This window comes from Arthrobacter sp. sptzw32 (genome assembly GCF_059089735.1).
On sequence record NZ_JBNHEZ010000010.1, the window covers coordinates 26435 to 49049 of the forward strand.

At 64.8% G+C, this 22615-nt stretch carries 21 protein-coding genes; 10 read left to right on the forward strand and 11 right to left on the reverse strand.

Annotated features, from left to right (window positions below; translation table 11 throughout):
• Positions 1 to 82 precede the first annotated feature (82 nt).
• Together AC5RVN_RS16525 and AC5RVN_RS16530 are read left to right on the forward strand one after the other, a co-directional pair.
• Positions 83 to 1402, forward strand: coding sequence for a peptidoglycan bridge formation glycyltransferase FemA/FemB family protein (locus AC5RVN_RS16525; protein ID WP_494138656.1), 1320 nt, complete (start codon positions 83 to 85; stop codon positions 1400 to 1402).
• Positions 1403 to 1439: 37 nt separating this feature from the next.
• Positions 1440 to 2927 carry a threonine/serine exporter family protein gene (locus tag AC5RVN_RS16530; RefSeq protein ID WP_494041321.1) on the forward strand — a complete coding sequence of 496 codons (1488 nt, stop codon included), beginning with the start codon at positions 1440 to 1442 and terminating at the stop codon, positions 2925 to 2927.
• Positions 2928 to 2946: 19 nt separating this feature from the next.
• Here the strand turns inward: AC5RVN_RS16530 and AC5RVN_RS16535 are convergent, their stop codons facing one another.
• Both AC5RVN_RS16535 and AC5RVN_RS16540 read right to left on the reverse strand, forming a co-directional pair.
• Positions 2947 to 3786, reverse strand: coding sequence for a siderophore-interacting protein (locus tag AC5RVN_RS16535; protein WP_494041320.1), 840 nt, complete (start codon positions 3784 to 3786; stop codon positions 2947 to 2949).
• A gap of 14 nt (positions 3787 to 3800) precedes the next feature.
• A complete protein-coding gene (locus AC5RVN_RS16540; protein ID WP_494138657.1) occupies positions 3801 to 4571 on the reverse strand; it encodes a uracil-DNA glycosylase in 771 nt (256 codons plus the stop codon).
• A gap of 125 nt (positions 4572 to 4696) precedes the next feature.
• On the opposite strand from AC5RVN_RS16540, the gene AC5RVN_RS16545 reads away from it, so the two are divergent.
• The 5 genes from AC5RVN_RS16545 to groL all read left to right on the forward strand — a co-directional run bounded on the left by AC5RVN_RS16545 (position 4697) and on the right by groL (position 9284).
• Complete coding sequence (locus tag AC5RVN_RS16545) at positions 4697 to 5026, forward strand: DUF3263 domain-containing protein (protein WP_494041318.1); 330 nt, start codon at positions 4697 to 4699, stop codon at positions 5024 to 5026.
• Between the two features lie 45 nt (positions 5027 to 5071).
• Positions 5072 to 5716 (forward strand): LytR C-terminal domain-containing protein, encoded by a 645-nt coding sequence (locus tag AC5RVN_RS16550; RefSeq protein ID WP_494138658.1) that lies wholly within the window; start codon positions 5072 to 5074, stop codon positions 5714 to 5716.
• Positions 5717 to 5891: 175 nt separating this feature from the next.
• Positions 5892 to 6098, forward strand: a complete 207-nt coding sequence (locus tag AC5RVN_RS16555; protein WP_494041316.1) for a cold-shock protein — start codon at positions 5892 to 5894, stop codon at positions 6096 to 6098.
• A complete protein-coding gene (locus tag AC5RVN_RS16560) occupies positions 6095 to 7375 on the forward strand; it encodes an ABC transporter substrate-binding protein (protein WP_494138659.1) in 1281 nt (426 codons plus the stop codon). The genes AC5RVN_RS16555 and AC5RVN_RS16560 overlap by 4 nt, the downstream gene beginning before the upstream one ends.
• Before the next feature lie 280 nt (positions 7376 to 7655).
• Positions 7656 to 9284, forward strand: coding sequence for a chaperonin GroEL (gene groL / locus AC5RVN_RS16565; RefSeq protein ID WP_494041314.1), 1629 nt, complete (start codon positions 7656 to 7658; stop codon positions 9282 to 9284).
• An 82-nt stretch (positions 9285 to 9366) separates the two neighbouring features.
• On the opposite strand, the gene AC5RVN_RS16570 is transcribed toward groL, so the two are convergent.
• Complete coding sequence (locus AC5RVN_RS16570; protein WP_494106191.1) at positions 9367 to 10677, reverse strand: ABC transporter substrate-binding protein; 1311 nt, start codon at positions 10675 to 10677, stop codon at positions 9367 to 9369.
• A 260-nt stretch (positions 10678 to 10937) separates the two neighbouring features.
• On the opposite strand from AC5RVN_RS16570, the gene AC5RVN_RS16575 reads away from it, so the two are divergent.
• Positions 10938 to 12068, forward strand: a complete 1131-nt coding sequence (locus tag AC5RVN_RS16575) for an RNase H family protein (protein ID WP_494138660.1) — start codon at positions 10938 to 10940, stop codon at positions 12066 to 12068.
• Between the two features lie 12 nt (positions 12069 to 12080).
• Here the strand turns inward: AC5RVN_RS16575 and AC5RVN_RS16580 are convergent, their stop codons facing one another.
• From AC5RVN_RS16580 to AC5RVN_RS16610, 7 genes are all read right to left on the reverse strand, one after another.
• Complete coding sequence (locus AC5RVN_RS16580; protein ID WP_494041355.1) at positions 12081 to 12368, reverse strand: WXG100 family type VII secretion target; 288 nt, start codon at positions 12366 to 12368, stop codon at positions 12081 to 12083.
• 107 nt (positions 12369 to 12475) lie between these two features.
• On the reverse strand, positions 12476 to 13966 hold the full coding sequence (locus AC5RVN_RS16585) for a sensor histidine kinase (RefSeq protein WP_494041354.1): 1491 nt from the start codon (positions 13964 to 13966) through the stop codon (positions 12476 to 12478).
• Positions 13967 to 14016: 50 nt separating this feature from the next.
• On the reverse strand, positions 14017 to 14727 hold the full coding sequence (locus tag AC5RVN_RS16590; RefSeq protein WP_494041311.1) for a response regulator transcription factor: 711 nt from the start codon (positions 14725 to 14727) through the stop codon (positions 14017 to 14019).
• 77 nt (positions 14728 to 14804) lie between these two features.
• Positions 14805 to 15305, reverse strand: coding sequence for a DUF427 domain-containing protein (locus tag AC5RVN_RS16595; RefSeq protein ID WP_494041310.1), 501 nt, complete (start codon positions 15303 to 15305; stop codon positions 14805 to 14807).
• A 61-nt stretch (positions 15306 to 15366) separates the two neighbouring features.
• A complete protein-coding gene (locus AC5RVN_RS16600) occupies positions 15367 to 17013 on the reverse strand; it encodes a DNA repair helicase XPB (RefSeq protein WP_494041309.1) in 1647 nt (548 codons plus the stop codon).
• Between the two features lie 13 nt (positions 17014 to 17026).
• Positions 17027 to 19507 carry a helicase-associated domain-containing protein gene (locus AC5RVN_RS16605; RefSeq protein WP_494138661.1) on the reverse strand — a complete coding sequence of 827 codons (2481 nt, stop codon included), beginning with the start codon at positions 19505 to 19507 and terminating at the stop codon, positions 17027 to 17029.
• Between the two features lie 10 nt (positions 19508 to 19517).
• On the reverse strand, positions 19518 to 19751 hold the full coding sequence (locus AC5RVN_RS16610) for a hypothetical protein (protein ID WP_494138662.1): 234 nt from the start codon (positions 19749 to 19751) through the stop codon (positions 19518 to 19520).
• Positions 19752 to 19968: 217 nt separating this feature from the next.
• On the opposite strand from AC5RVN_RS16610, the gene AC5RVN_RS16615 reads away from it, so the two are divergent.
• Positions 19969 to 20352, forward strand: coding sequence for a cold-shock protein (locus AC5RVN_RS16615; protein ID WP_104044654.1), 384 nt, complete (start codon positions 19969 to 19971; stop codon positions 20350 to 20352).
• 5 nt (positions 20353 to 20357) lie between these two features.
• Positions 20358 to 21251: a DUF3027 domain-containing protein gene (locus AC5RVN_RS16620; RefSeq protein ID WP_494138663.1), complete on the forward strand. Its 894-nt coding sequence runs from the start codon at positions 20358 to 20360 to the stop codon at positions 21249 to 21251.
• A 151-nt stretch (positions 21252 to 21402) separates the two neighbouring features.
• Here the strand turns inward: AC5RVN_RS16620 and serC are convergent, their stop codons facing one another.
• The gene (serC, locus tag AC5RVN_RS16625; RefSeq protein WP_494138664.1) at positions 21403 to 22533 is read right to left on the reverse strand and encodes a phosphoserine transaminase; all 1131 of its coding nucleotides are present in this window, start codon (positions 22531 to 22533) and stop codon (positions 21403 to 21405) included.
• Positions 22534 to 22615: the final 82 nt, after the last annotated feature.

The window sequence follows — 22615 nt, forward strand, 5'->3', positions numbered from 1 at the left end:
GCCAACCGCTGCCCGCTCCATACCCGTCATAGCCCTGCGCCCTTCATGCCACGGCCGCACTACCGCGAATGAGGAAAATCCCTTGAATCCAGTTACCACCGGCACCGATCTTGAATTTGCCCTTCTCAGCGACGCGGAGTTTGGGACTTTCGCCCTGAAACACCCGCAAAACAGCTTTCTGCAGTCCGTTGACTTTGCGGCTTTCCAGCGCGCCCGCGGCCAGCAGGTGGAGCTTTTCGGCATCCGCCGCAACGGCGAACTCGTAGCTGCCGGAAAACTGAATTACACCACCACCCGTCTTGGCTACACGGTGTGCGAATGCGCCAAGGGGCCGCTGATGGACTACACCGATGCCGACCTGGTGAGCGCCGTCGTCGGGCTGCTCCGTCAACGCGCGGCGGAACGTAAAGCCGCCGAACTGCGGATTTCACCCAACCTTAAATACATTGCCCGCGACGCGGACGGCGCCGAACACCCGGAGATCGAGGACAACCGCCCGCTGGTGGCCCGGCTTGCGGCGCTGGGATTCCAGCACCAGGGGCTGGACATGAATTTCGTCAACGTGAACTGGATGTTTGTGAAGAGCCTTGCCGGCGTCAGCGACGCCGAAGAACTCATCATGGGCACCAGCTACCGGACCCGCAAGGCCATCCGCAAAGCGGAGAAAAACGGCGTGTTCCTGGAGCAGGCAACCCTGGAAACCCTGGACGAGTTCTACGGCGCACTGAGTACGGCCGGGGACGAAAAGGGCTTTGTCTACCGCGAACGCGCCTACTACGAACACCTGCTCCGCACCACATCCGCTGAGTTCACAAAGCTCATGATGGCCAAGATCGACATCCCCGCCTACCGGAAATCCATCACGGAGCGGCTGGAAGCGGAATCGGCGACGGCAGCCGAACTGCGCCGCGAAGTGGAAGAGACCGGCAGCAAGAAAAAGGCCAACCGACTCAAGGTGGTCCAGGACCTCGTTGACAGCTACGAACGGAGCCTGAAGGACATCGAGCGGTTCCCCGACTCCGTGGGAGTGGCCACCGTAGCCGCCATCCACTTTGTCTGCTACGGCGATGAGGTGGTCTGCGTTATCGGCGGCACCGTTCAGGACTACATTTACTTCAACGGCGCCACCTCCCTGTACTGGGGCATGATGCTCCACGCCCTGGAAAAGGGGTACCCGCGGTACAACTTCTACGGAACATTCGGCATCTCCGGCCAGGACGAGGAAGGCCACGGCGGGTACGAGTTTAAGAAAGGCTTCGGCGGAGAAGTGGTCCAGCTGGTGGGTGACTTCGTCACTCCGGTACGTCCCGCCGTCTTCCACGCCAACCGGCTGGCCCGTACCGCAGCCGCTGCTGCCCGCACCCTGCTGGGCAAGCTGCCCTTGAAGAAGCATTCCGCCTGAAATACCAACCACCGCACAATACCGCGAAGAGGCAACCTTGACTGACCGGCCCGAACGTCCCGGGCGCAGGCCGCACACGGACGGCCTGCCCAAAACAGAGCCGCTGACCCCTGCCCAGGTCCGGCAGAACGCCGCTGCCAAGAGGATGCTGCGGCGCCTGGTGCAGGGCGAAAACCCGCCCACCGCGCCCATGAGCATCGTGGACCGGCTCACGGGAAGCCCGTACGCCAACCCCATGATCCAGGTGGGCGGCGTTGACACCTCCGCCCGTAAAACCCTCGACTTCGCACTGCACCTGGCCGAAACCATGTTCCGGTACGGAGCCGGCGCGCTCGAAGTGGAAACCAGCATCATCGCCGTCACCGCGGCCCTGGGGCTGAAAAACATCGAAGTGGACATCACCAACCAGTCCGTGGGCATCAACTACGCGCCCAAGGACCAGACACCCATTGCGCTGCTGAGGGTGGTTCGTTCCTGGACCAACAACTATGCCGGCCTGGCCAAGGTGCATCAGCTCGTGACGGACATTGTGGCAGGGGGAGTGGGCCGTGATGAGGCAATCCGCCGGCTGGATGAGGCCATTACCAGCCCCAAACCCTTTCCCCGCTGGATGGTTACAGTGGCGTTCGGTACGTTCGCGGCTGCTTTCGTGGGGGTTCTGGGCGGCGGACCCGTCGCCTCGACCATCGCCTTCGCGGCCAACATCGCCATCAGCCTGCTGGCCCGCCAGCTGGGGAGGTGGCGCGTGCCCGACTTCTTCATCACGGCCAGCTGCTCCTTTGTGGTGACACAGCTGGCGCTGGTGCTGTGGCAGTTCGGCTTGACCTCGTCGCCGGCCATCGTGGTGGTGGGAGGCATCCTCCTGCTCCTGCCGACAGGACGCCTCGTTTCATCCGTGCAGGACGCCATTAATGGCTTCCCCGTGACAGCGGCCGGCAGGTTCCTCTCAACCCTGCTCACCTTCGGCGCCATCGTGGCAGGGATTGCTGTCGCTTTCGTGGTGGGCGAGCTGAGCGGGATGCAGCGCATTGACGTCACACAAACCTTTCCGCCCGCGTACGACCTGTGGGTCCTGGTCATTTTTGTGGCGGTGGCCGTGATGGCCATCGGCATCACCGAACAGACCACCTGGCAGCTCCTGTTGCCCACAGCAGCCGTGGGAGTGGCCGGCTATCTCGTGCTGCTTGCCGCCGGCCAGCTGGGCGTGGGTGACCGGTTTTCCCCTGCAATTGCAGCTGTGGTCATCGGCCTGCTGGCGCGTGTGGTGGCGTTGAGGATGGGGGCGCCGCAGCTGGTGGTTGCCGTGCCGGCAGCACTGATCCTGCTGCCCGGCCTCACCATTTTCCGGTCCATGTATGTACTCACCATCGAGGAAGCCGAGATCCTGCTCGGCGCCGGCGGGATGCTCAACGCCGGTGCCATTGTTCTGGGAACGGCCGGCGGCATTGTCCTCGGTGACACCCTTGCCCGCCCGCTCACAGGCAGCCTGGCAAGCAATGAGCGGCGGCGGGCCCGCCGCCGCTAGCCAGGCACCCTGAATCGGCCTAGATCTGTCCCACGGGGAGCTTTTTCTCCGCTTGGAAGACGTCCTCCACCCGGCCCTTGGCCCAGTAGCCGGAGAGCGACACCTGGCTGCGTTCCAGGCCGCGCTGGTCGAAGAGGACCCTCCGGAGGGCCTTCATGTAGCCGCGCTCGCCGTGGGCGAACACGTCAACCCGGCCCGCCGGCCACTCGGTGTTGGCCACGGCCTGCACCAGGAGGTCGCTGTCTCCTGCGGGGACACCGTTGCGGGGCAGCCAGTGGATTTTCACCCCGGTGGGAGCGGCGATCGTCTGGATGTCGGCGTCGGAATCCACCTCAAGGAACGCCAGGCCGGCGGCTTCCGGCGGCAGTGACTCCAGGCAGGCCGCAATCGCGGGCAGCGCGGCCTCGTCACCGGCAAAGAGGTACCAGTCGGCATCGGGCGCCGGGTTGTAAGCCCCACCGGGGCCGGTAAAGGTCAGGGCATCGCCGGGCTGTGCCCCTGCCGCCCACGGACCGGCGAGGCCCTCGTCACCGTGGACCACAAAGTCAATGGCCAGCTCGCGCGCCGCGGGGTCCACCCAGCGGAGGGTGTACGTGCGGGTGAAGGGCCATCGCTCCCGGGGCATGCTCTCGCGGATGCTCCAGAGATCCAGGGGTGAGGGATACTCCACGCCCGGCTGGGGAAAAACGATCTTGACGTACCGGTCCACGAAACCGTTGTTGACGAAGTCCGCGAAGCCGTCCCCGCCGGCGACAATCCGGACCATGTGCGGGGAAAGCTCTTCCCGGCGTACCACGGTGAGGTTGACCTGTGGACGGCTCTTCTTGCTGGCGCTGGTAGCGGCGGGAATGGTGCTCATAAGGTAAGCCTAAGCTAGGGCGCCGGGGGGAGCTCCCAGGTTACGCCAGGGGCGCCCTGTCCGCTCAGGAGTTCGTTGACGCGGCTGAAGGGCCGGGACCCAAAAAAACCGCGGGATGCAGAGAGCGGACTGGGGTGCGCGCTCGCAACGGCGGGAGCTCCGTCCAGGAGAGGGCGGACACTTTCGGCATCCTTTCCCCACAGCACCGCGACCAGAGGCAGCCTGGACCCGTCATGGTTCCGCCGCTGGGCGACGGCGGAGACTGCCGCCGTCGTGATCTTCTCCCAGCCTTTGCCGCGGTGGGAACCGGCCGATCCCGCCCGCACTGTCATCACGCGGTTCATGAGCAGCACGCCCTGGCCGGTCCAGGCGGAAAGGTCGCCGTGGACCCGGGCAGGCAATCCGAGATCCGCTTCCAGCTCGCGGTAAATGTTCGCCAGGCTCCTGGGAATGGGCCGCGTCTGCGGATCCACCGAGAAGGACAAGCCCACCGCGTGCCCGGGCGTCGGGTAGGGATCCTGGCCCACAATCAGGACCTTTACGCGGGCGAGGGGTTGCCGGAAGGCCCGCAGGACGTTCGACGGCGCCGGCAGCACCTGGTGCCCGGCTGCCACTTCGTCCGCGAGGAAGGCGAGCACGCCCCGGAGTTCGTTCTCCACCCCCGAGAGGGCGGCGGCCCAGTCGGGCGCCATGAGCTCCTCCAGGGGAAGTTCCGCCAGCCCCGCAAAACCGGGGCCCTGGGCCGGTTCCTGCCCCAGCCCGAACAAGGCATCTGATTCAACCACCGTCCCATTCTTGCAGGGCAACCGGGCTGGGTCCGGCCGGGCCTTCCCCGGCCGCAAATGACAACACTGTTATTCGTCCGTAGCATGGGGGTCAGACATTTACGTAACCAGCTTAGGAGTGTGCCGTGGCGGAACCAGCTCGGGAGCAGTTGCCGGAGCCGGAACCCCGGCAGTCCCTCCTGGCCGGCTTCACGCTTCGTGACTCACCGTTGAGCGAGCGTGACCAGCAGATGCTTGCCCTGGAACGGCAGTGGTGGAAGTACGCCGGCGCCAAGGAACAAGCCATCCGGGAGCTGTTCGATCTCTCCGCAACGCACTATTACCAGCTGCTCAATGCCTTGATTGACACCGAGGATGCCCTGGCCCACGACCCCATGCTGGTCAAGCGATTGCGTAGACTACGTACATCGCGTCACCGTGCACGGACTGCACGGCGCCTGGGGTCCGACGCGTAAAACGCTCGAGCTGAGCCACCAGCAGCAATCAACAAGGATATCTCCATGACCAAATACGCCCGCGATGAATTCGACAAGGTCCCGGAGGCTGCTTCGCGACAAGGTGTCCACCGCACGGCTTCCGCTCCCTCACGGGTGCGGCTCTGGCCGGTACTCGCCGTGGGCGTCGCCGCTTTGGCGATTGGATTGGTGTCCTTCCTGATCCTTCCCAAGCTCGGCTTCAGCACCCCGGACAACCAGGCCTCCGCAAGCCAGGAGGCGGCTCCGCTGGCCACCACAGGTTCCGCCGCTACGGCCACCCCCGATGCGTCTCCCGAACCCACTGCCGAACAAGCCGCTGCAGCCTCCACAGAGCCTGAAGCCAGCGCAGAGGCCGAGCCGGAGCCGGCCCGGCCAACGTCGGCTCCCGCGTTCATCGACAAGACTCAAAGCGTGGCAATCTACAACGCTGCCGGAACGGCTGGACTTGCCGGCCGGGTCGGTGGAACAGTCCAGGCGGACGGCTGGACGCTGGGACAGGTGGGCAACTGGTCGGGATCACCACAGCAGGCCTCCGTCATCTTCTACCAGGGAGCAGAACAGTTGCCCAGCGCCCAGGCACTGGCGGCTCTTCTCGGCATTCCCACGGTGGTCAACAGCACCGAGTTCCAGATGCCCCTGGTTGTGGTGCTTGGTCCCGGCTACCGGTGACTCCCTGACAGCCTCCGTCCCGCTTCCGGCAGTTACGCCTCAATAACTTCCGCCCAGCTGCCGCGGAACACCCCGCCGCCCCGGCAAGGTCTTCGCTAGAGTGACTCCAGTGATCGTTTGGGGCACCCGGACGGGCCGCACAGATGCAGGACACAAAAGGAAAAGAGTGGTCAGCATGGCACAGGGAACCGTCAAATGGTTCAACGCCGAAAAGGGTTACGGCTTCATCACCGTTGACGGCTCCGGCGATGACGTCTTTGTCCACTGGTCCGCGATCCAGGGTGAAGGCTACCGCGCGCTGGACGAGGGCCAGCGGGTGGAGCTCGAAGTGGGCGAAGGCGAGAAGGGCCCGCAGGCGGAAAGCGTCCGGCCGGCCGGGTGAAAGCTGTCAACCCGCGCCCTGCAACCTTCCGCCGGGCGCTTTCTTTGGCTACGGTCTGCTCTGCCATTGTTCTGACCGCCTGTTCCGGGGTTCCCGGCAATGCACGGGTCGAGGCCGCAGAGGCTTCCGGGGACGGTACCCTTCGCGTGGGACTGATCCTGGACAACACGGGCCAAAGCGGCTTCCTGAATGCACCGCAACTTGCGGCGGCCAAACTCGCCGTGCAGGAAATCAATGCGGCCGGCGGCCACAAGGGCAGGCCAGTGGAACTTCTTCCCCCAATCACGGGGCAAGCTGTGGCAGAACAGGCCCAGGCGTTGACGGCCGCGAAGGCGGACGTCGTCATCGGCCCCACCGACTCAACCAACGCGGCAGCGGCGATGGACGTCCTCTCCCGCTCCCGCACTCCGCTGATCTCGCCCGCCAACACTGCCGCCGGTCTCAGCAGCATCAGCAGCGGCGGCTACTACTTCCGGACTGCAGCGGCCGACGTCGCCCAGGGCCCGGTCCTGGTGAAGCTGGCCAAGGACGCCGGCGCCACGTCACTTGCAGTGCTGTACCAGGAAGGCTCCTACGGCAAGGACCTGTCGGACTTCGTCGCCGCCTCTGCCGGACAGGCCGGTGTCGAAGTGCGGTCCACCGCCGGCTTTGACCCGGGCGACGCGGGCAGCGCGGCCGAGGCTGCGGCGAAGGCTGGACCGGGCGCCGTGATTCTCATAGCCCGCGACGGTGCCCAGGGCGCCCTGGCGGAACTGGCCAATTCAGCTGTTCACGGGAAGCAACTCATCCTAAGCGACGGCGCCTTCGCGCGCTATGGCTCCGGAGTGGCCGCGGGGTACCTGGAGGGCGCCCGAGCCGTAATTCCCGGACAGCTTCCGGACGCCGACTTCCAGGCACGGCTCCTGGCGGTGGACGCGGGCCTGAAGGACGTGTCTTTCGCCGCCGAGGCCTATGACGCTGTTGCCCTTGCTGCCCTGGCCGCAGCGAGGGCCCAGGACGATGCCGGCAGGTCAATTGCCGCGAACCTGATCTCTGTTTCGGGAGGATCCGCGGAAGGGGCAGCGGCGGCCGGGGCAGCGGGGTCCTGCTTGTCCTACAAGGACTGCCTGGCACGTCTGAAGTCGGGGCAGGAGGCCAATTACGACGGCGAGTCAGGACCGATTGCCTTCGACGCCAACGGGGACATCACCTCGGCCACCTTCTCCGTCTTCACTTACGGTGCCGACAACCTCCCGTCGGTGAGCGGCCTTGAGACGGCGGGGCGGGCTTCGGACTGAACCCGCCGCTACGGGCCTGCCACGACGTTTTCCGTTCCCTTCGCTTGCACTCTCACTTAGGGAGTGCTAATTATTGAGTTAGCACTCTGACGTACCGACTGCTAAGCGAAGCTGGTTCCGGCCGGCGGCGCACTGTACCGGTCGTGGAGCGAAGAAACACCTAACTGGAGTGAGATCCGTACCCGGAGGCATACAGAGGCCAACGGCCAAGGATCGTCCGTCGCGGGCACTGCAGCGAAGGTTAAATCTTAACGACTGTCCCGAAAGGACTACTGCCGTTATGGCCAAGATCATTGCATTTGATGAAGAGGCACGCCGCGGCCTTGAGCGGGGCCTGAACACCCTCGCCGACGCCGTTAAGGTCACCCTCGGCCCGCGTGGACGCAACGTCGTCCTCGAGAAGAAGTGGGGCGCCCCCACGATCACCAACGATGGTGTTTCCATCGCCAAGGAGATCGAACTGGACGACCCCTACGAGAAGATCGGCGCCGAGCTGGTCAAGGAAGTTGCCAAGAAGACTGACGACGTCGCGGGCGACGGCACCACCACGGCTACCGTGCTGGCACAGGCACTGGTGAAGGAAGGCCTGCGCAACGTTGCTGCCGGTGCCGACCCGCTGTCCCTGAAGCGCGGCATCGAGAAGGCCGTCGAGGCCGTCACAGCCGAGCTGCTGAACTCCGCCAAGGAAATCGAAACCAAGGAAGAGATCGCCGCTACTGCGTCGATCTCCGCCGGTGACGACGAAATCGGTGCCCTGATCGCCGAGGCCCTGGACAAGGTGGGCAAGGAAGGCGTCATCACGGTCGAGGAGTCCAACACCTTCGGCCTTGAGCTCGAGCTCACTGAAGGCATGCGCTTCGACAAGGGCTACATCTCCGCGTACTTCGTGACTGACACTGAGCGCCAGGAAACGGTCCTCGAGGATCCCTACATCCTGATCGTCAACTCCAAGATCTCCAACGTCAAGGAACTGGTTGCTGTCCTCGAAAAGGTCATGCAGTCCAACAAGCCGCTGCTGATCATCGCCGAGGACATCGAGGGCGAGGCCCTGGCCACCCTGATCGTCAACAAGATCCGCGGCACCTTCAAGTCCGTCGCCGTCAAGGCTCCGGGCTTCGGCGACCGCCGCAAGGCGCAGCTTGCCGACATTGCCGTCCTCACCGGCGGCCAGGTCATCGCCGAGGAAGTTGGCCTCAAGCTCGAAACCGCCGGCCTGGAACTCCTGGGCAAGGCACGCAAGGTTGTTGTCACCAAGGACGAGACCACCATCGTCGAAGGTGCCGGCGACGCCGACCAGATCGCCGGCCGCGTGTCCCAGATCCGCGCCGAGATCGAAAACTCCGATTCGGACTACGACCGCGAGAAGCTGCAGGAGCGCCTGGCCAAGCTGGCCGGCGGCGTGGCAGTCATCAAGGCCGGTGCCGCAACCGAAGTTGAGCTCAAGGAGCGCAAGCACCGCATCGAAGACGCAGTGCGCAACGCAAAGGCCGCTGTTGAGGAAGGTATCGTCGCCGGCGGCGGCGTGGCCCTCATCCAGGCCGGTGCCAAGGCATTCGCCAACCTGCAGCTCTCCGGCGATGAGGCAACCGGTGCCAACATCGTCCGCGTTGCCATCGATGCTCCGCTGAAGCAGATTGCCTTCAACGCCGGCCTCGAGCCGGGTGTTGTCGTCGACAAGGTCCGCGGACTGCCTGCCGGCCACGGCCTGAACGCCGCAACCGGCGAATACGTCGACCTGCTGGCTGCCGGTGTGAACGACCCCGTCAAGGTAACCCGCTCTGCCCTGCAGAACGCGGCTTCCATTGCCGGCCTCTTCCTCACCACCGAGGCAGTTGTGGCTGACAAGCCGGAGAAGAACCCCGCTCCAGTTGGCGGCGGCGACGACATGGGCGGCATGGGCGGCTTCTAAGCCTCCTGCGCCGGGCTTGTCCCGTAGACACACAAATGCGGCCCCTCTTCCGAGGGGCCGCATTTGTGTGTTCCGGCTTTTACTACTTCCTGGCGCCGGCAAGCATTCCTTCAACTTCCTTCCTGAAGGCTTCCGCGGCTGCCTTCGGAGTGAGGCGGTCGTAGAGGACTTCGTCCGTGTACCGCTTGATGACGTTCTGCACACTGCCGGCGCCCACCGGGGGAACGGGCGGAGCTTCCTTCATGTCAGGCGCGATGTCCTTCAGGAAGCCCACCACGGTAGTGTCCGCAGGCTTCAGGGAGGGCGTAATGCTGTCGACGATCTCAGGGTTGGTGGGCACGCCCCGGTCCGTCATCAGGATCGCTCCGGCTTCAGGGCTGTTGGCCAGGTAGTTGATGAAGGTGGCGGCGGCTTCCGGGTGCTTGGACCGTGACGAAGCTGACCAGAACATGGTGGGCTTGTAGTACATGCCGTTGCCTGCCGAGGAGCCGTCATTGCTCGGTGCCCGGAGCATTTTGATGCTGCTGCCGGTGGTCGCCTCCAGGGAGCCGAGCTGGTTGGTCCACCACCACGCCATACCCACCCGGTTGGTGCCGAAGAGGCTTTCTTCAAGTCCAGCCCCGGAGTCTTCGGTGGCAACGGTGGCCGGCGGGCTCGCCTTCGAATCACGCTGTTCCTTCAGGCGCTCCCAGAATGACGCGGCCGTTGCCGTGTCGAAGTCCAGCTTGCCGTCCTCCGAGTAGAGGTTCTCGCCGTGCTGGCGCAGCCATATAATCAGGTCCGCTTCGTTGCTGCCATATGCCGCCCCATAGTTCTTGCCGTCTCCCGCGGCGCTGATCTTTGACGCTGTCTCAATGAATTCGTCCCACGTCCACTTGGTGTCGTCCGGAAGAGGCACATTTGCCGCCTCGAAAACCTTCGTGTTGGCCATGACGACGTAGGCGTTCTGGCCGGTGCTCAGGCCGTACTGGGCGTCGTCATACTGGCCGGACGCCAATGCTTCCTTGTCCAGTTTGGATGTATCAATGCCGTCCTGCTTGGACAGATCCAGCAGGGCGCCGCGTCCGCCGTATTCAGCGATGTACTTCTGGTCCATCTGGATGACATCCGGGGCATCATTGGCCGCTGTTTTGGTGGCGAGCTTGTCCCAGTAGCTGGCCCACTCGCCGGGTTCTGATTCGATCTTGATGTTGGGGTGTTCCGCTTCGAAGGCATCGATGACCTTTTCGGTCTGCGCATTGAGGTACTCGTTGCCCCACCAGGCAAACCGCAGCGTCACTTCCTCATTGCTGCTGGAAGTGGCGGACGTGCCACATCCGGTTGCGAGGAGCGAGAGGGCAACGGCTGCCGCGCCGAGCTGGAACCTTCTCCGGCTAACGGTTGGAATCGTCATTGATGGGCCTTCCTTGTTCTGATGATCCGCTTTCCCGGCGTTCCGGACAGCAACAGCGCAACCCGGTGAGAAAGCGTTTTCTCGATAGTCATCCGATTGTGCCGGGACTTCACTGCTTGAGTCAATAGATATTGGTAAACGCTTTCCTGGCCCCTTCGAAGGCGCCATCCCGGAGCCCGGCGACGGCACCTGTGCGTTGGTTCCGGCGGATCGCTCTATCCGCATCCGCCGTTGTCGTTGGCTTCTGGCAGGATGGACCGGTGACGATTACTGCAGCGGCCGACGGTTCGGCTTTGGGAAACCCGGGCCCGGCCGGCTGGGCCTGGTACGTGAACGACGACTGCTGGCGGGCCGGTGGGTGGCCCCACGGCACCAACAATCAGGGCGAGCTCATGGCCGTCCTGGATCTGCTGCGGGCAACGGCGCACCTTCGCCACGAGGACCTGCACATCCTTTGCGACAGCCAGTACGTCATCAACTCGATTACCAAGTGGATGCCCGGCTGGAAGCGAAAGGGCTGGCGGAAGGCAGACGGGAAGCCGGTGCTGAATGTCGATCTGCTCAAGGAGCTGGACCGGGAACTCGCCGGACGGAAGTACAGGTTCGAGTGGGTTAAGGGGCATGCCGGGCATGACCTGAACGAAGCCGCCGATGAGCGGGCCCGGGCAGCCGCCACCGCCTACCAGCAGGGCGTAGCAGCCCGCTCGGGGCCGGGATTTCCCGGCGCCCACCACACGGCAGCGGGCAAAGCCCCTGCCGCTGTTGACGCCGCAGCAGCGACCTTCGGCGATTTTGACCTCTTCAGCCAGCAGGACGCCGCTCCGCAACGCGCTCTTCACCAGGACACCTCTCAGCAACGCGCTCTTCACCAGGACGCCTCCCAGCAACGCGCTCCTCAGCAGGATGCCGCGTGGCGGGACATTGCCCGGCAAGGCGCTGCCCGGGAAGAACCTGCCGAGGAAAACTCTGCACGGAAGGATTTTACCCAGCTGGACTTTGCCCAGCTCGACGGCGCTTTCGACCTCGCCAACGCAGGCGGGGCGAAAACGGCGGCGCCTGAAGCGCTGGTGGAAGAGCTGGAGCGGGAACTGCTCGGACCCCTGGTGCGCGGCGATATTGGCAGGACAGCGGTCCTGCTGCATCCTGATTTTCTGGAGATTGGCAGCTCGGGCAGGGTCTGGACGCGGGATGCCATGATGATGGCACTCGAAGAAGACCCGGGGGAGCGGACCGACATCGAAATCCTCGGTGCGGACCGCATCGGCAGCACCGCTGTGCTGCTGACGTACCGAAGTTACGCGCGCTCCGGCACCATCCTCAGAAGCTCACTCTGGGTACTGGACGGTGGCCGATGGCGGCTGCGGTTCCATCAGGGCACCCCCGAAGCCTAGGAACTGGCCGGGTTAACTGAACCGCTGGGTGTTTCCCTGCTCCGCCTGGGCGTAGGTGGCCGCAGCGGACGAGAGAGCCATGTTAATCGAGGCCAGTGAGGCCTCCACTCTTCCCTGCGTGATGGTCCACTCCGTGATGAGTGCTTGAAAGTTGGTGGCGGCGGAGCCGCGCCAACTGCCTTGGAGCTCGTCAAGCCCCCGCTTCATGGCCTGGACGTCAGCGCTGATCCGGTCCACTGTCGCCTGGACGGTGGCGGACTTGAGCTGGAGCAGTTCTGTATCGACGGAAATGATGCTCATGGCGTTGCCTTTCGCTGAAGCGGGCAGCGTCTGCTCCCGCGCCCGGGCTGTCCGGGCCACATTGACGAGCCTACGAAAGCGGTTTGCCAGCCGGCATGACCGGGACTCTATATGTGGATAACGCGTCCGTCGCTGCCCTTGGGGCCGTTGCCGGCAGCCTTGGGAAATGAACCGAGGCTCTCCACGCGGGTAGTGTCCGCGGACCGGTTCCCCGCTGCATCATCGCGGTGCGGGAGGGTGACCACAAGTGTTGCGCCCCCGCCGGCGGTGTCTTCCACGCGCACGGAGCCGCCGTGGGAGCCCACGATGGCGGCCACAATTGCCAGCCCCAGCCCGCTGCCGCCGGTCTCCCGTGTCCGGGAGGTGTCCGCCCGGTAGAAGCGTTCAAAAACCTTTGACGCGTCCGCCTCAAAAATACCGGGCCCGTGGTCGCGGACTTCAATGACTGAGCGGAGCTTCCCGTCCGCCTGGGGGCGGACACCAACCGCCAGTTCGATCGGGCTGTCCTCGGGGGTGTAACGCAGGGCGTTGCCTACCAGGTTGCCTACCACCTGGCGGAGTTTGGCTTCGTCGCCGAGCGCGGGCGCCGGAGCTGCCGGACCGCCGTCGAGTCCTATAAGCGATATGACCCGGGACCGGGCGCTGGCCTGCGTGTCCACTACCGCATCGTGGGCAATCAGCTGGAGGTCAACCGGCTTTTGCTGCAACGGGCGCTGCTCATCAAGGCGGGCCAGCAGCAGCAGGTCCTCCACCATGGAGCCCATCCTCTTGGCTTCGCTTTCGATCCTGCCCATGGCGGTGGCCACGTCCTCGTCGGTGGCCAAAGCCCCGTGCCGGTACAGCTCGGAGAAGCCCCTGATGGTTACCAACGGGGTCCGCAGTTCGTGCGAGGCGTCGGCCGCGAAACGCCGCATCCTCGCCTCCGACGCCGTGCGCGCGGAAAAGGCGGTTTCAATATGGGCAAGCATGGAATTGAGGGAGCTGCTGAGCCGGCCGAGCTCCGTGCTGGGGTTTTCCACTTCCACACGACGGGACAGATCCCCGGCGGCGATGGCGGCGGCGGTCTTTTCCACCCGGGCAAGCGGCCGGAAGGCCCGCGATACAGTCCAGCTGGCGATCAGGGACGCCAGCAGCAGGGTCAGCAGGCCCACGCCCAGGACAACCAGGGTGGCGTGCCTCAGGACGTCGTCAACGGTTTCCAGCGGCAGTCCGATGACCACTACCGCCGTGGTCTGGTCGTTCTGCACCGTCACCGCGATGACCCGCCAGTTCTGGCCGTCCGTGCCCCTCACCTGGAAGGGGGCTTCGCTGTGCGCCTGGGCCTGTTCCACACTCATTGAGCTGATGTCCGGTCCGGTGTCCGGTTCTGCGCCGAACGGGAAGGGCTCTTCACCGGGCACGAACAGGATCAGCGCATAGTCGGTGGGAACTGCAGGGTTGCTGGGTGCCCGCAATTGGAAAAAGGACTGTTGCCGGTCCGCCAAATCAACGGCTGCATACAGTTTGGCGTCCACCTGGTCCTGAAGGTAGCTGTGGAGCAGGGTCAGGGTGCCTGCCCCGGTCACCGTGAGGGCGACGGTGAGCAGGGCCATGATCATGGCCACCAGTTGTGTCCTGAGTGAAGCCGACTTCCACCGCTGCTGCAAGGTCAGCGCTTTTCTGCCGTCCGGAGCACGTATCCGACACCCCGCTTGGTCTGGATCAGGGCAGGAGCTTCAGGGTCGATGTCCACTTTCCGGCGGAGGTAGGAGATGTAGGACTCAACGATGGAGGCATCGCCGTTGAAGTTGTACTCCCACACATGGTCCAGGATCTGCGACTTTGACAGCACCCGGTTGGGGTTGAGCATGAGGTAGCGGAGCAGCTTGAACTCCGTAGGGGACAGCTCGATGACTGTGCCTCCGCGCCGGACTTCGTGGGCGTCGTCGTCCAATTCCAGGTCATCGACCCGTATCACGGCGTCGTCGTCGAGCTGGGGCTGGGTCCGGCGCAGGACGGCGCGGATGCGGGCGACCACTTCATCAAGACTGAAGGGCTTGGTGACGTAGTCGTCCCCGCCAACAGTAAGGCCTGTGACCTTGTCTTCCGTGTCGTCCCTGGCCGTCAGGAACAGAACGGGGAAATGCTTGCCGGAAGCCCTGAGCCGGCGGGTGACGGTGAAACCGTCCATGTCCGGGAGCATCACATCCAGGACGGCGAGATCCGGGGCGTGCACGTCGGCAGCGGCAAGGGCGTCGCGGCCGTTTGCGGCCGACACGACGTCGAAGCCGGCGAACCGCAGGGATGTCGAAAGCAACTCGCGGATGTTGGGTTCATCATCCACTACCAGGAGCTTCGCTTCAGGGCCGTTCTTGTTCATATTCCCATCATGCTCCCAGACACTGGGAGTTGTCTGGATAGTCCTTGGGAGCCAGGTGGGGAAGCACGCGTTGCCGCCTACCAGCCCAGGGTTCCGGGTCCTCCCTTAAAGGGTCCCACTATCCGTGAGGTTATCCAGCCGCCGTAAAAGCCTCCGGATTGCCCGCCGACAACCTCACCGTCGACCTCGCAACGGTCCATCCTGGCGGGATAGACGGCAACGTGATCCAGGAGCGCGGCATATGCGGCAACAGGCTGAGGATAGAACCAGGCTGATCTTTCCCGGACCTGCCCGCCTCCGCGCACGGTAAGGTATCCCGCTGTGCCCTTGAACTCGCAGAAGCTGCTTCCTGGCGCGGGCTCCAGAGCACCCGGGCAGAACTCAGACCGGGGCAGGTAATAGACCGGAGGGTGGCTGGTCTCCAGAACACGGAGCGAGTCCGTGGTGTCCAGAATCAGTTCACCACCCAGAACGATCCGGAGTCGTTCCCTGCTTGGCTCCACGCGCGGCGGGCGGGGATAGTCCCATACTGACTCCTGGCCCGGCAGGGGAACGATGGGCTTTCCTTCAAAGTGCATGCCTCCAGTGTGCGCCTCATCTTTGCCGGCCGCACTGGAGAGCCTTCGCGAAGGAAGCCGTCTATTCGGCCGTTTCCACGTCCTTGGCGTCCATGATGCGGTAGGCATAACCCTGCTCGGCGAGGAACCGCTGGCGCTTGGCCGCGAAGTCCTGGTCCAGGGTGTCCCGTGCAACCAGGGAGTAGAACCGGGCGGCCCGGCCGTCCTTCTTGGGCCGCAGCAGCCTGCCGAGCCGCTGTGCCTCCTCCTGCCTGGACCCGAACGAACCGGAAACCTGGATTGCCACTGAGGCTTCCGGCAGGTCGATGGAGAAGTTGGCCACTTTGGACACCACGAGCGTCTGGATCTCGCCCGCGCGGAAGGCATCAAAAAGTTTCTGGCGGACCTTCACGGACGTGTCACCCTTGATCACCGGCGCGTTCAGGCGCACGCCAAGATCGTCGAGCTGGTCAATGTACTGGCCTATGACCAGCAGTTGCTCCCCGGCGTGCCGGGCAACGAGCTGCTCCACCACCAGGGTCTTGGATTCCGAGGTGGCGCAAAGCCGGTACTTGTCCGCGTCCTCGGCCATGGCATAAACCACCCGCTCGTCCCGGGGCAGGTCCACACGCACCTCAACACAATCTGCAGGGGCAATGTAGCCCTGGGACTCGATGTCCTTCCAGGGCGCGTCGTAGCGCTTCGGTCCAATCAGGCTGAAGACCTCGCCCTCGCGGCCGTCTTCCCGCACCAGGGTCGCAGTGAGGCCCAGGCGCCGCCTCGCCTGCAGGTCCGCCGTCATCCGGAAGATCGGGGCGGGCAGCAGATGGACCTCGTCGTAGATGATCAGGCCCCAGTCGTGTCCGTCCACAAGCTCCAGGTGCGGATACAGACCCCCGCGCTTCATGGTGAGGACCTGGTAGGTGGCTATGGTCACCGGCCGGACTTCCTTCAACGCCCCCGAGTACTCGCCGATCTCGTCCTCTGTGAGGGATGTGCGCCTGAGCAGCTCGTCCTTCCACTGCCGGGCAGCCACGGTGTTGGTGACCAGGATCAGGGTGGTGGTGGAGCCGGTGGCCATCGCCGCTGCGCCCACCAGGGTCTTGCCGGCACCACACGGCAGCACTACAACCCCGCTGCCTCCGGCCCAAAAGTTGTCGCTTGCCATCTGCTGGTACGGCCGCAGCTTCCAGCCGTCTTCATTCAGCGCAATCAGGTGCGGGGTGCCGTCAACGTAGCCGGCCAGATCCTCCGCCGGCCACCCGATCTTGAGCAGGAGCTGCTTGAGTTGCCCGCGCTGGGACGCGTGCACCACCACAGTTTCGCCGTCGATGCGCGGTCCCAGCAACGGTTGGATCTTCTTGGACCGGATGACTTCCTCCAGGACCGGATAATCGTCCGTCCGCATGACCAGCCCGTGCTGTAAGTCCTTTTCCAGCCGCAGCCGGCCGTACCTGGACATGGTTTCCTCGACGTCGATCAGCAGCGAGTGCGGTACAGGGAACCGGGAGTACTTCAGGAGGGTGTCCAGGACCTTCTCGGCGTCCAGCCCTGCCGCGCGGGCATTCCACAGGCCCAAAGGGGTCAGCCGGTAGCTGTGGATGTGCTCGGGGGCACGCTCGAGTTCCGCGAACGGCGCGATGGCATGCCGGGCTTCGGTGGCGAGCTCGTGGTCCACCTCAAGGAGGATGGTTTTGTCGCTCTGGACTATCAGGGGTCCGTCGTTCACGCGGGGGAGTCCTTCACTGGCGCAGTTCCTCTGCGGCCTCAATATCAATGATGCGGTGAATGGACAGCACCCGTTCGGTGTCCTTGGCGGGATCAAAGACCCGCACCCGTCCGCCGCTTACGGAAAGGGGAACAACGATTTCCAGGTTGGCATTCCCCATCCCGTCCACCACGTTCATGCTGATGCGCTGCTTGAGCCGGATGGCCCGCTGCAACGCCTCCAAACCCAGCTGTGTGGCCGCCTCACCGTCGTGGTCGCCGTCCGGGCCGAGGTTCCCGACGGCGGCAGGGCGGTGCCGCAGCACGTCAAGTTGTGCCTGTACTTCTTCCGCCGGCGGGGCTGTCCGCGGTGCCGTGTAGACGGGCCGTGACGTGGCCGACGACGCAGGAGCGCGCCGCAGCCGGAGCACCGGCTGGGCGGAATCGTCAAAGGAGGGGGAAAGACCCAGACTGCGAAGAACCTGCGCTGTCTCACGCGGCGGCGCCGAGGAGATGAGGACGGTGGGCGCAATCCGGACCAGGCCCAGCCCCTCTGTTTCCGGGCCGGTCAGCAGCCCCAGCAGAGCACCTTCGTCCTCGCTCTGGACAAAGCTGGCGGCTGCACCCACCCGCAACCGGCCGTGCCGGGCGGCCGTATCCTCTACCAGGTACTGCAGCGGCTGGGGTACTGCCGTGGCCGAGTGCTCCTTCAGGAACTCCAGCACAGTGGAAGCGTCATGACCGGCGTCCAGCGCACGGCGGATGGAGCCGGGCGAGAACCGGTAGATGGTGGCCGGCCCCTGGCCTTCGGCGTCGGCCATCAGCAACAGTTTTTCGGTCAGCGCTGGGGCGAGGTATCCGGGCGCCACGGCGGTAAGGTCCGCCTGGAGCAGTACGTGGTTCAGTTCGGCGGGCAGGTGCTCACCAAGGATGGAAAGAGCAGTTTCCGGTTCGTCGTCTGCGATGGCCCTTCCAAGCTGGCTCAGGGCCCCGGAGCCGAGCAGGCCCAGTACCTCGGCTTCGGCCAGGACCCCGCGGATCAGCGAGCTGAAGCGCCGGGCCATGCGCGGCTGGGCCCACTCGGCCCGCTGAAGCACCGCACCCGCGTCCAGGACCGGCGCTGTTCCGTCCGGGGCTTCTGCTTCAGCGGTCAGTTCATTCAGGATCTCCAGGATCCGCCTGCGGATTACAGGTGCATCGGGCCGTTGCGCCTCGGCCGACAACGCAGTGATGGTGCTTCCGGAAGCTGACCGGTGCGGGGCTGACCCCGGGGATCCCTTGATGGGCTGCCCCACCATGGAAGGCACGCGCTCGCTGGCCAGCCAGGCGTTGACCAGCCAGAGCCATTGTTCCTGCCGGGGCAGGGCAAGCCATTCCAGTTCCGGCGGCTGAACCCACGACGACGAGTCAACGTCCAGGCGGATCAGCCCGGCCAGCCCGCAGAGCTCGAGGAGAAGGCCGGCATGGGGCTGGTCGATCCTGAGCAGCTCGGCCAACCGTCTCATCTCGCGGACGCCCACACCGCCGCTGCGCAGGGTGGCCAGGGGCTGGTCCCGCACCACATGCAGGATTTCGCCCACCAGCCGCAGGGTCTCGCTGATGGCTCCCAGGGCTGCGTTCCGCCGGAGGGCGGCGCTGGTGCGGCCAAGCTCGGGGACCGGCGGCGAAAGGCTGAAGTCGTTGATGATGGCACCGCCCCTCAGCGAGAGCCCCACGCTGTGGGGCAGCTCCACATGTGCGGCGTCCAGGGGAACCAGCAGGCCGCGCGCAAGGAGCCAGTCGATGGGTCCGACGTCGGATCCCTCGGCTGTGATGGATGCCTTGCGCTGCGCCTGGGGGACCGCACCCATGGCCCAGTTCCGGAACCTGGCGAGCAACGCCGCCGTCCTTTCCGGGGCGGTGGCCAAAATGTCCTGGAGGGCCTCGGGCGAGGACGTCCAGCGCTGCAGGGCAAGGGCAGCCTCCATGGGCGTGGTGGCTTCGTGGACGGGTGCGCCACTGCGGTGAAGTTCGGACACGAGCTGGACCGCCCGCTGCGCGAACGCCGGCTGGAGGCGCACCAGCTCGGTGTAGCTGCGGCCAAGCCCCGCTGGATAAATCCCTACGACGTCCTTAAGGCTGCCCACAGGGAGGTAGTAGCGCTGCCTGTTGCCGGGGACTGCCCCGGGCGGGGGTTCTGCGCGGTGGACCAGGGCAAGTTCCTGGAGCGAGACCAAAATCCGTTCCACAGCCGCAACGGAGGAACCCGGGATCATCTTCCGCAATCCTGCCGCGGAGGCACTGTGCTCCGTATCCGTGTTGGTGCACAGATGGAGGGTTTCAAGGACCTGCATCTGCGGCCGGTTGAGCCGCTCCAGCGCGCGCTGGACGCTGACCCGCCCGCTGGCCCTGGCTGCGAGGGCGGCGAAGTCGGGAACCGGAGGCGAGATGAGGTCTGGCCGCGCGTCGAACAGTGCCTGCAACGAGTCATCGCTGCGGGCCTCCAGGTCCTTGCTGAGCGCGCGAATGAGGGACATCAGTCCAACGTTACCGTCCGTCGTGTTTTCCTGCCCTGCGGCGTCCGGCGGCGCTGTCCAGGACAAGGAACAGCATCAGGAGGAATGCCAGCGGCAAGCCGTAAAGGGCGGTGTACGTGACCCAAACCGGCGACACGGAACCGGCAAAGGCGAAGGCCATAACGGCAGCCACCGCTGCCAGTGAAATCACGGCAATGGCTGCGGCGAGGATCGTCAGGGGACGCCGGTAACGCGAGGGTGTCATGGATGTAACGCTAACAGTCCGGCCTGACAGCTCTGCAGGGGTGCGCCGGTGCGTTGCGGAGCGCCATCGAAAGCAGGATAACGGCAGTTGTCAGGATAACCTTGAGGGATACAGACCAACACGGTCTCCAGCCGTCATACCCTGAACCCGCACAGCAATGCGGATGCGGTGACGGCTGGCCGTGTCTCAAGACGTCAGAACGAAGAAGGTTAATTACGTGCCTACCGGCAAGGTCAAGTGGTATGACAAGGAAAAAGGCTTCGGATTCCTCGCGGGCGAAGACGGACAGGAAGTCTTCCTGCCCAAGTCGTCGCTGCCCGAGGGCGTCACGGAGCTGAAGGCCGGCACCCGCGTTGAATTCGGTGTGGCCGATGGCCGCAAGGGCGCCCAGGCCCTGGGCCTGCGCGTGCTGGACAAAACGCCGTCCATCGCGAAGGCCAAAAGGCCCAGCGCGAAGGACCTTGCACCGCTTGTCCAGGATCTCGTGACCGTCCTGGACAACCTGTCCGGAACCCTCTCCAACGGCAAATACCCGGAAGGCAATAAGGGCAAGGCCATCGCTGCCGCCCTGCGTAAGGTTGCCGACGAGCTGGACGTTTAGGCCCCATGAAACCGGAAGCTGATCAGCAGGACCCGCAGTCAACCGTCCCGGAACCGGTGGACCTGGCGTCCTTGGCCGCGGGCTCGCTGGACATTGAGTTGGTGGACCCGGTGTCGGTGGATCCCGCATCAGTGGACCTGGTGGCGCTTCAGGCAGGTGCCGCACCGGCCGGGGAGGCCGATGTTGCTGCCGCCTCTGCAGGCCTTCCGCCTGCCGCGCCGACGGTTGCAACAGCCAAACCGGCCAAGCGGCGGGCAGGGGTGCCTGTGTGGCGGACCGGAAAGCCGGACGCTTTCCTTGCCGCTGCCGTGGACACGGCACGGACCGCCCTTGCAGGCATCACCTCTGCGTCAGACATTGGGGCGCACCTGGCAGCTAAAAGCGAAGGCGACCGGCTGGTAACCCACCTCTTTGAATGCAGGCTGCCCGGTTACGTCGGTTGGCAGTGGTTCGCCGTGCTGACACGGAACTCCCGGTCCAAAGTAGTCACAGTCAACGAGCTCGGCCTCCTGCCGTCCGAGGAATCCATCCTCGCGCCGGAATGGGTGCCGTGGGCGGAACGCGTCCGGCCCGAGGATGAGCAGGAACCGGAACCGGAAACAGCCGAACAGCACGTCTTTGAAACAGCGGCGGAGGCGCCTGAAACTGTTGCGGTTCCCGATTGGACAGCGGGCGCTGCCTCCACTGAACCTGACCCCACTGAACCTTTTTCCGGTGAACCTGCCGAGGGCGTTGCCGCTTCCCTGGATGCTGTCGGCCTGGGCGAAGCGCAGTCCGGCGAAGCACAGGACGGCGAAGCGCAGTCCGGCGAAGCACAGGACGGCGAACGGCAGCAGGGGGAAGAGCAGGACGCTGAGGCCCCGGCGCAGCCCTTCGACCACGACGCCGGAAGGCACTAAGGCTCAAAGTCACGCGAACGCGGGCTGAGTGACCAGCTCCGACGCACCAACGGCGCCGACCGGGAAACCCGGGCGGCGCCGTCGTACTTAACCAATAGGTGTTAAATTATTTGGGCTTCTGGCGCAGCCCCGTTTCGCGACGCAGCACGATTCACTTGCGCAGTTCGCCCACGACGTAGTCGATGCTGGCGAGAAGGGCGGAAACATCTGCCGGCTCGATCGCCACGAACGTCGCGATGCGCAGTTGGTTTCGGCCGAGCTTGCGGTACGGCTCCGTGTCCACAATTCCATTGGCCCTCAGGACCTTGGCAACCACGGTGGCGTCAACAGACTCATCGAAGTCAATGGTTGCGATGACGTTGGAACGCTCATCCGGGTTGGTGACGAAAGGGGTGGCGAATTCCGACGCCTCGGCCCAGCTGTAGATGCGTCCGGCAGAATCAGCTGTGCGGGCAGAAGCGAAATCCAAACCACCGTTGGAGTTCAACCACTGCACCTGCGCGTCCAGCGTTACCAGGGTGGACAGCGACGGGGTGTTGTAGGTCTGGTTCAGGCGCGAGTTGTCGATGGCGGTTTGCAAATCCAGGAAATCGGGAATCCAGCGGCCGCTGGACCTGATCCGCGCCGCCCGTTCCAGTGCGGCGGGGGAGAACAGGCCAAGCCAGAGCCCGCCGTCGGAGGCAAAGTTTTTCTGCGGAGCGAAATAGTAGACATCACTCTGTGCAACGTCCACATCCAGTCCACCCGCTGCGGACGTTGCGTCCACAAGCACCAGTGAGCCCTCGTCCACCCCATCGACACGCTGCACGGGGGCTGCGACGCCGGTGCTGGTCTCGTTCTGGGGCCAGGCGTAGACGTCTACACCGGCTTCGGCCTGGGCGGAGGGGCGGGTGCCGGGCTCGGACTTGATGATGGAAGAGGCCTCGAGGAAAGGCGCCTTGTTGGTAGCCGCTGCGAATTTCGATCCGAACTCGCCGAAGGACAAGTGCTGGGCTTTCTTTTCCACAAGGCCGAAGCTGGCAATGTCCCAGAACGCTGTGGAGCCGCCGACGCCGAGTACAACTTCGTACCCTTGCGGGGCCTGGAAGAACTGGCTGAGGCCCTCGCGGACGGAGCCAACGAGGTTCTTGACCGGGGCCTGCCGGTGGGACGTACCCAGGATGTTTTTCGCGGCCGCGGACAGGGCATCAATCTGCTCCGGTCTGACCTTGGACGGCCCTGCGCCGAACCGTCCGTCCCGGGGCAGGAGGTCGGCGGGAATAGTGATGCTGGGTTCGCTCACAGGTGCTCCAATTTCGGCGTGGACACGGCTTTGGTCCGGACGGGTGCTGGTGGCCGGCAGCCGGTGACAGCTGCAACCAGGG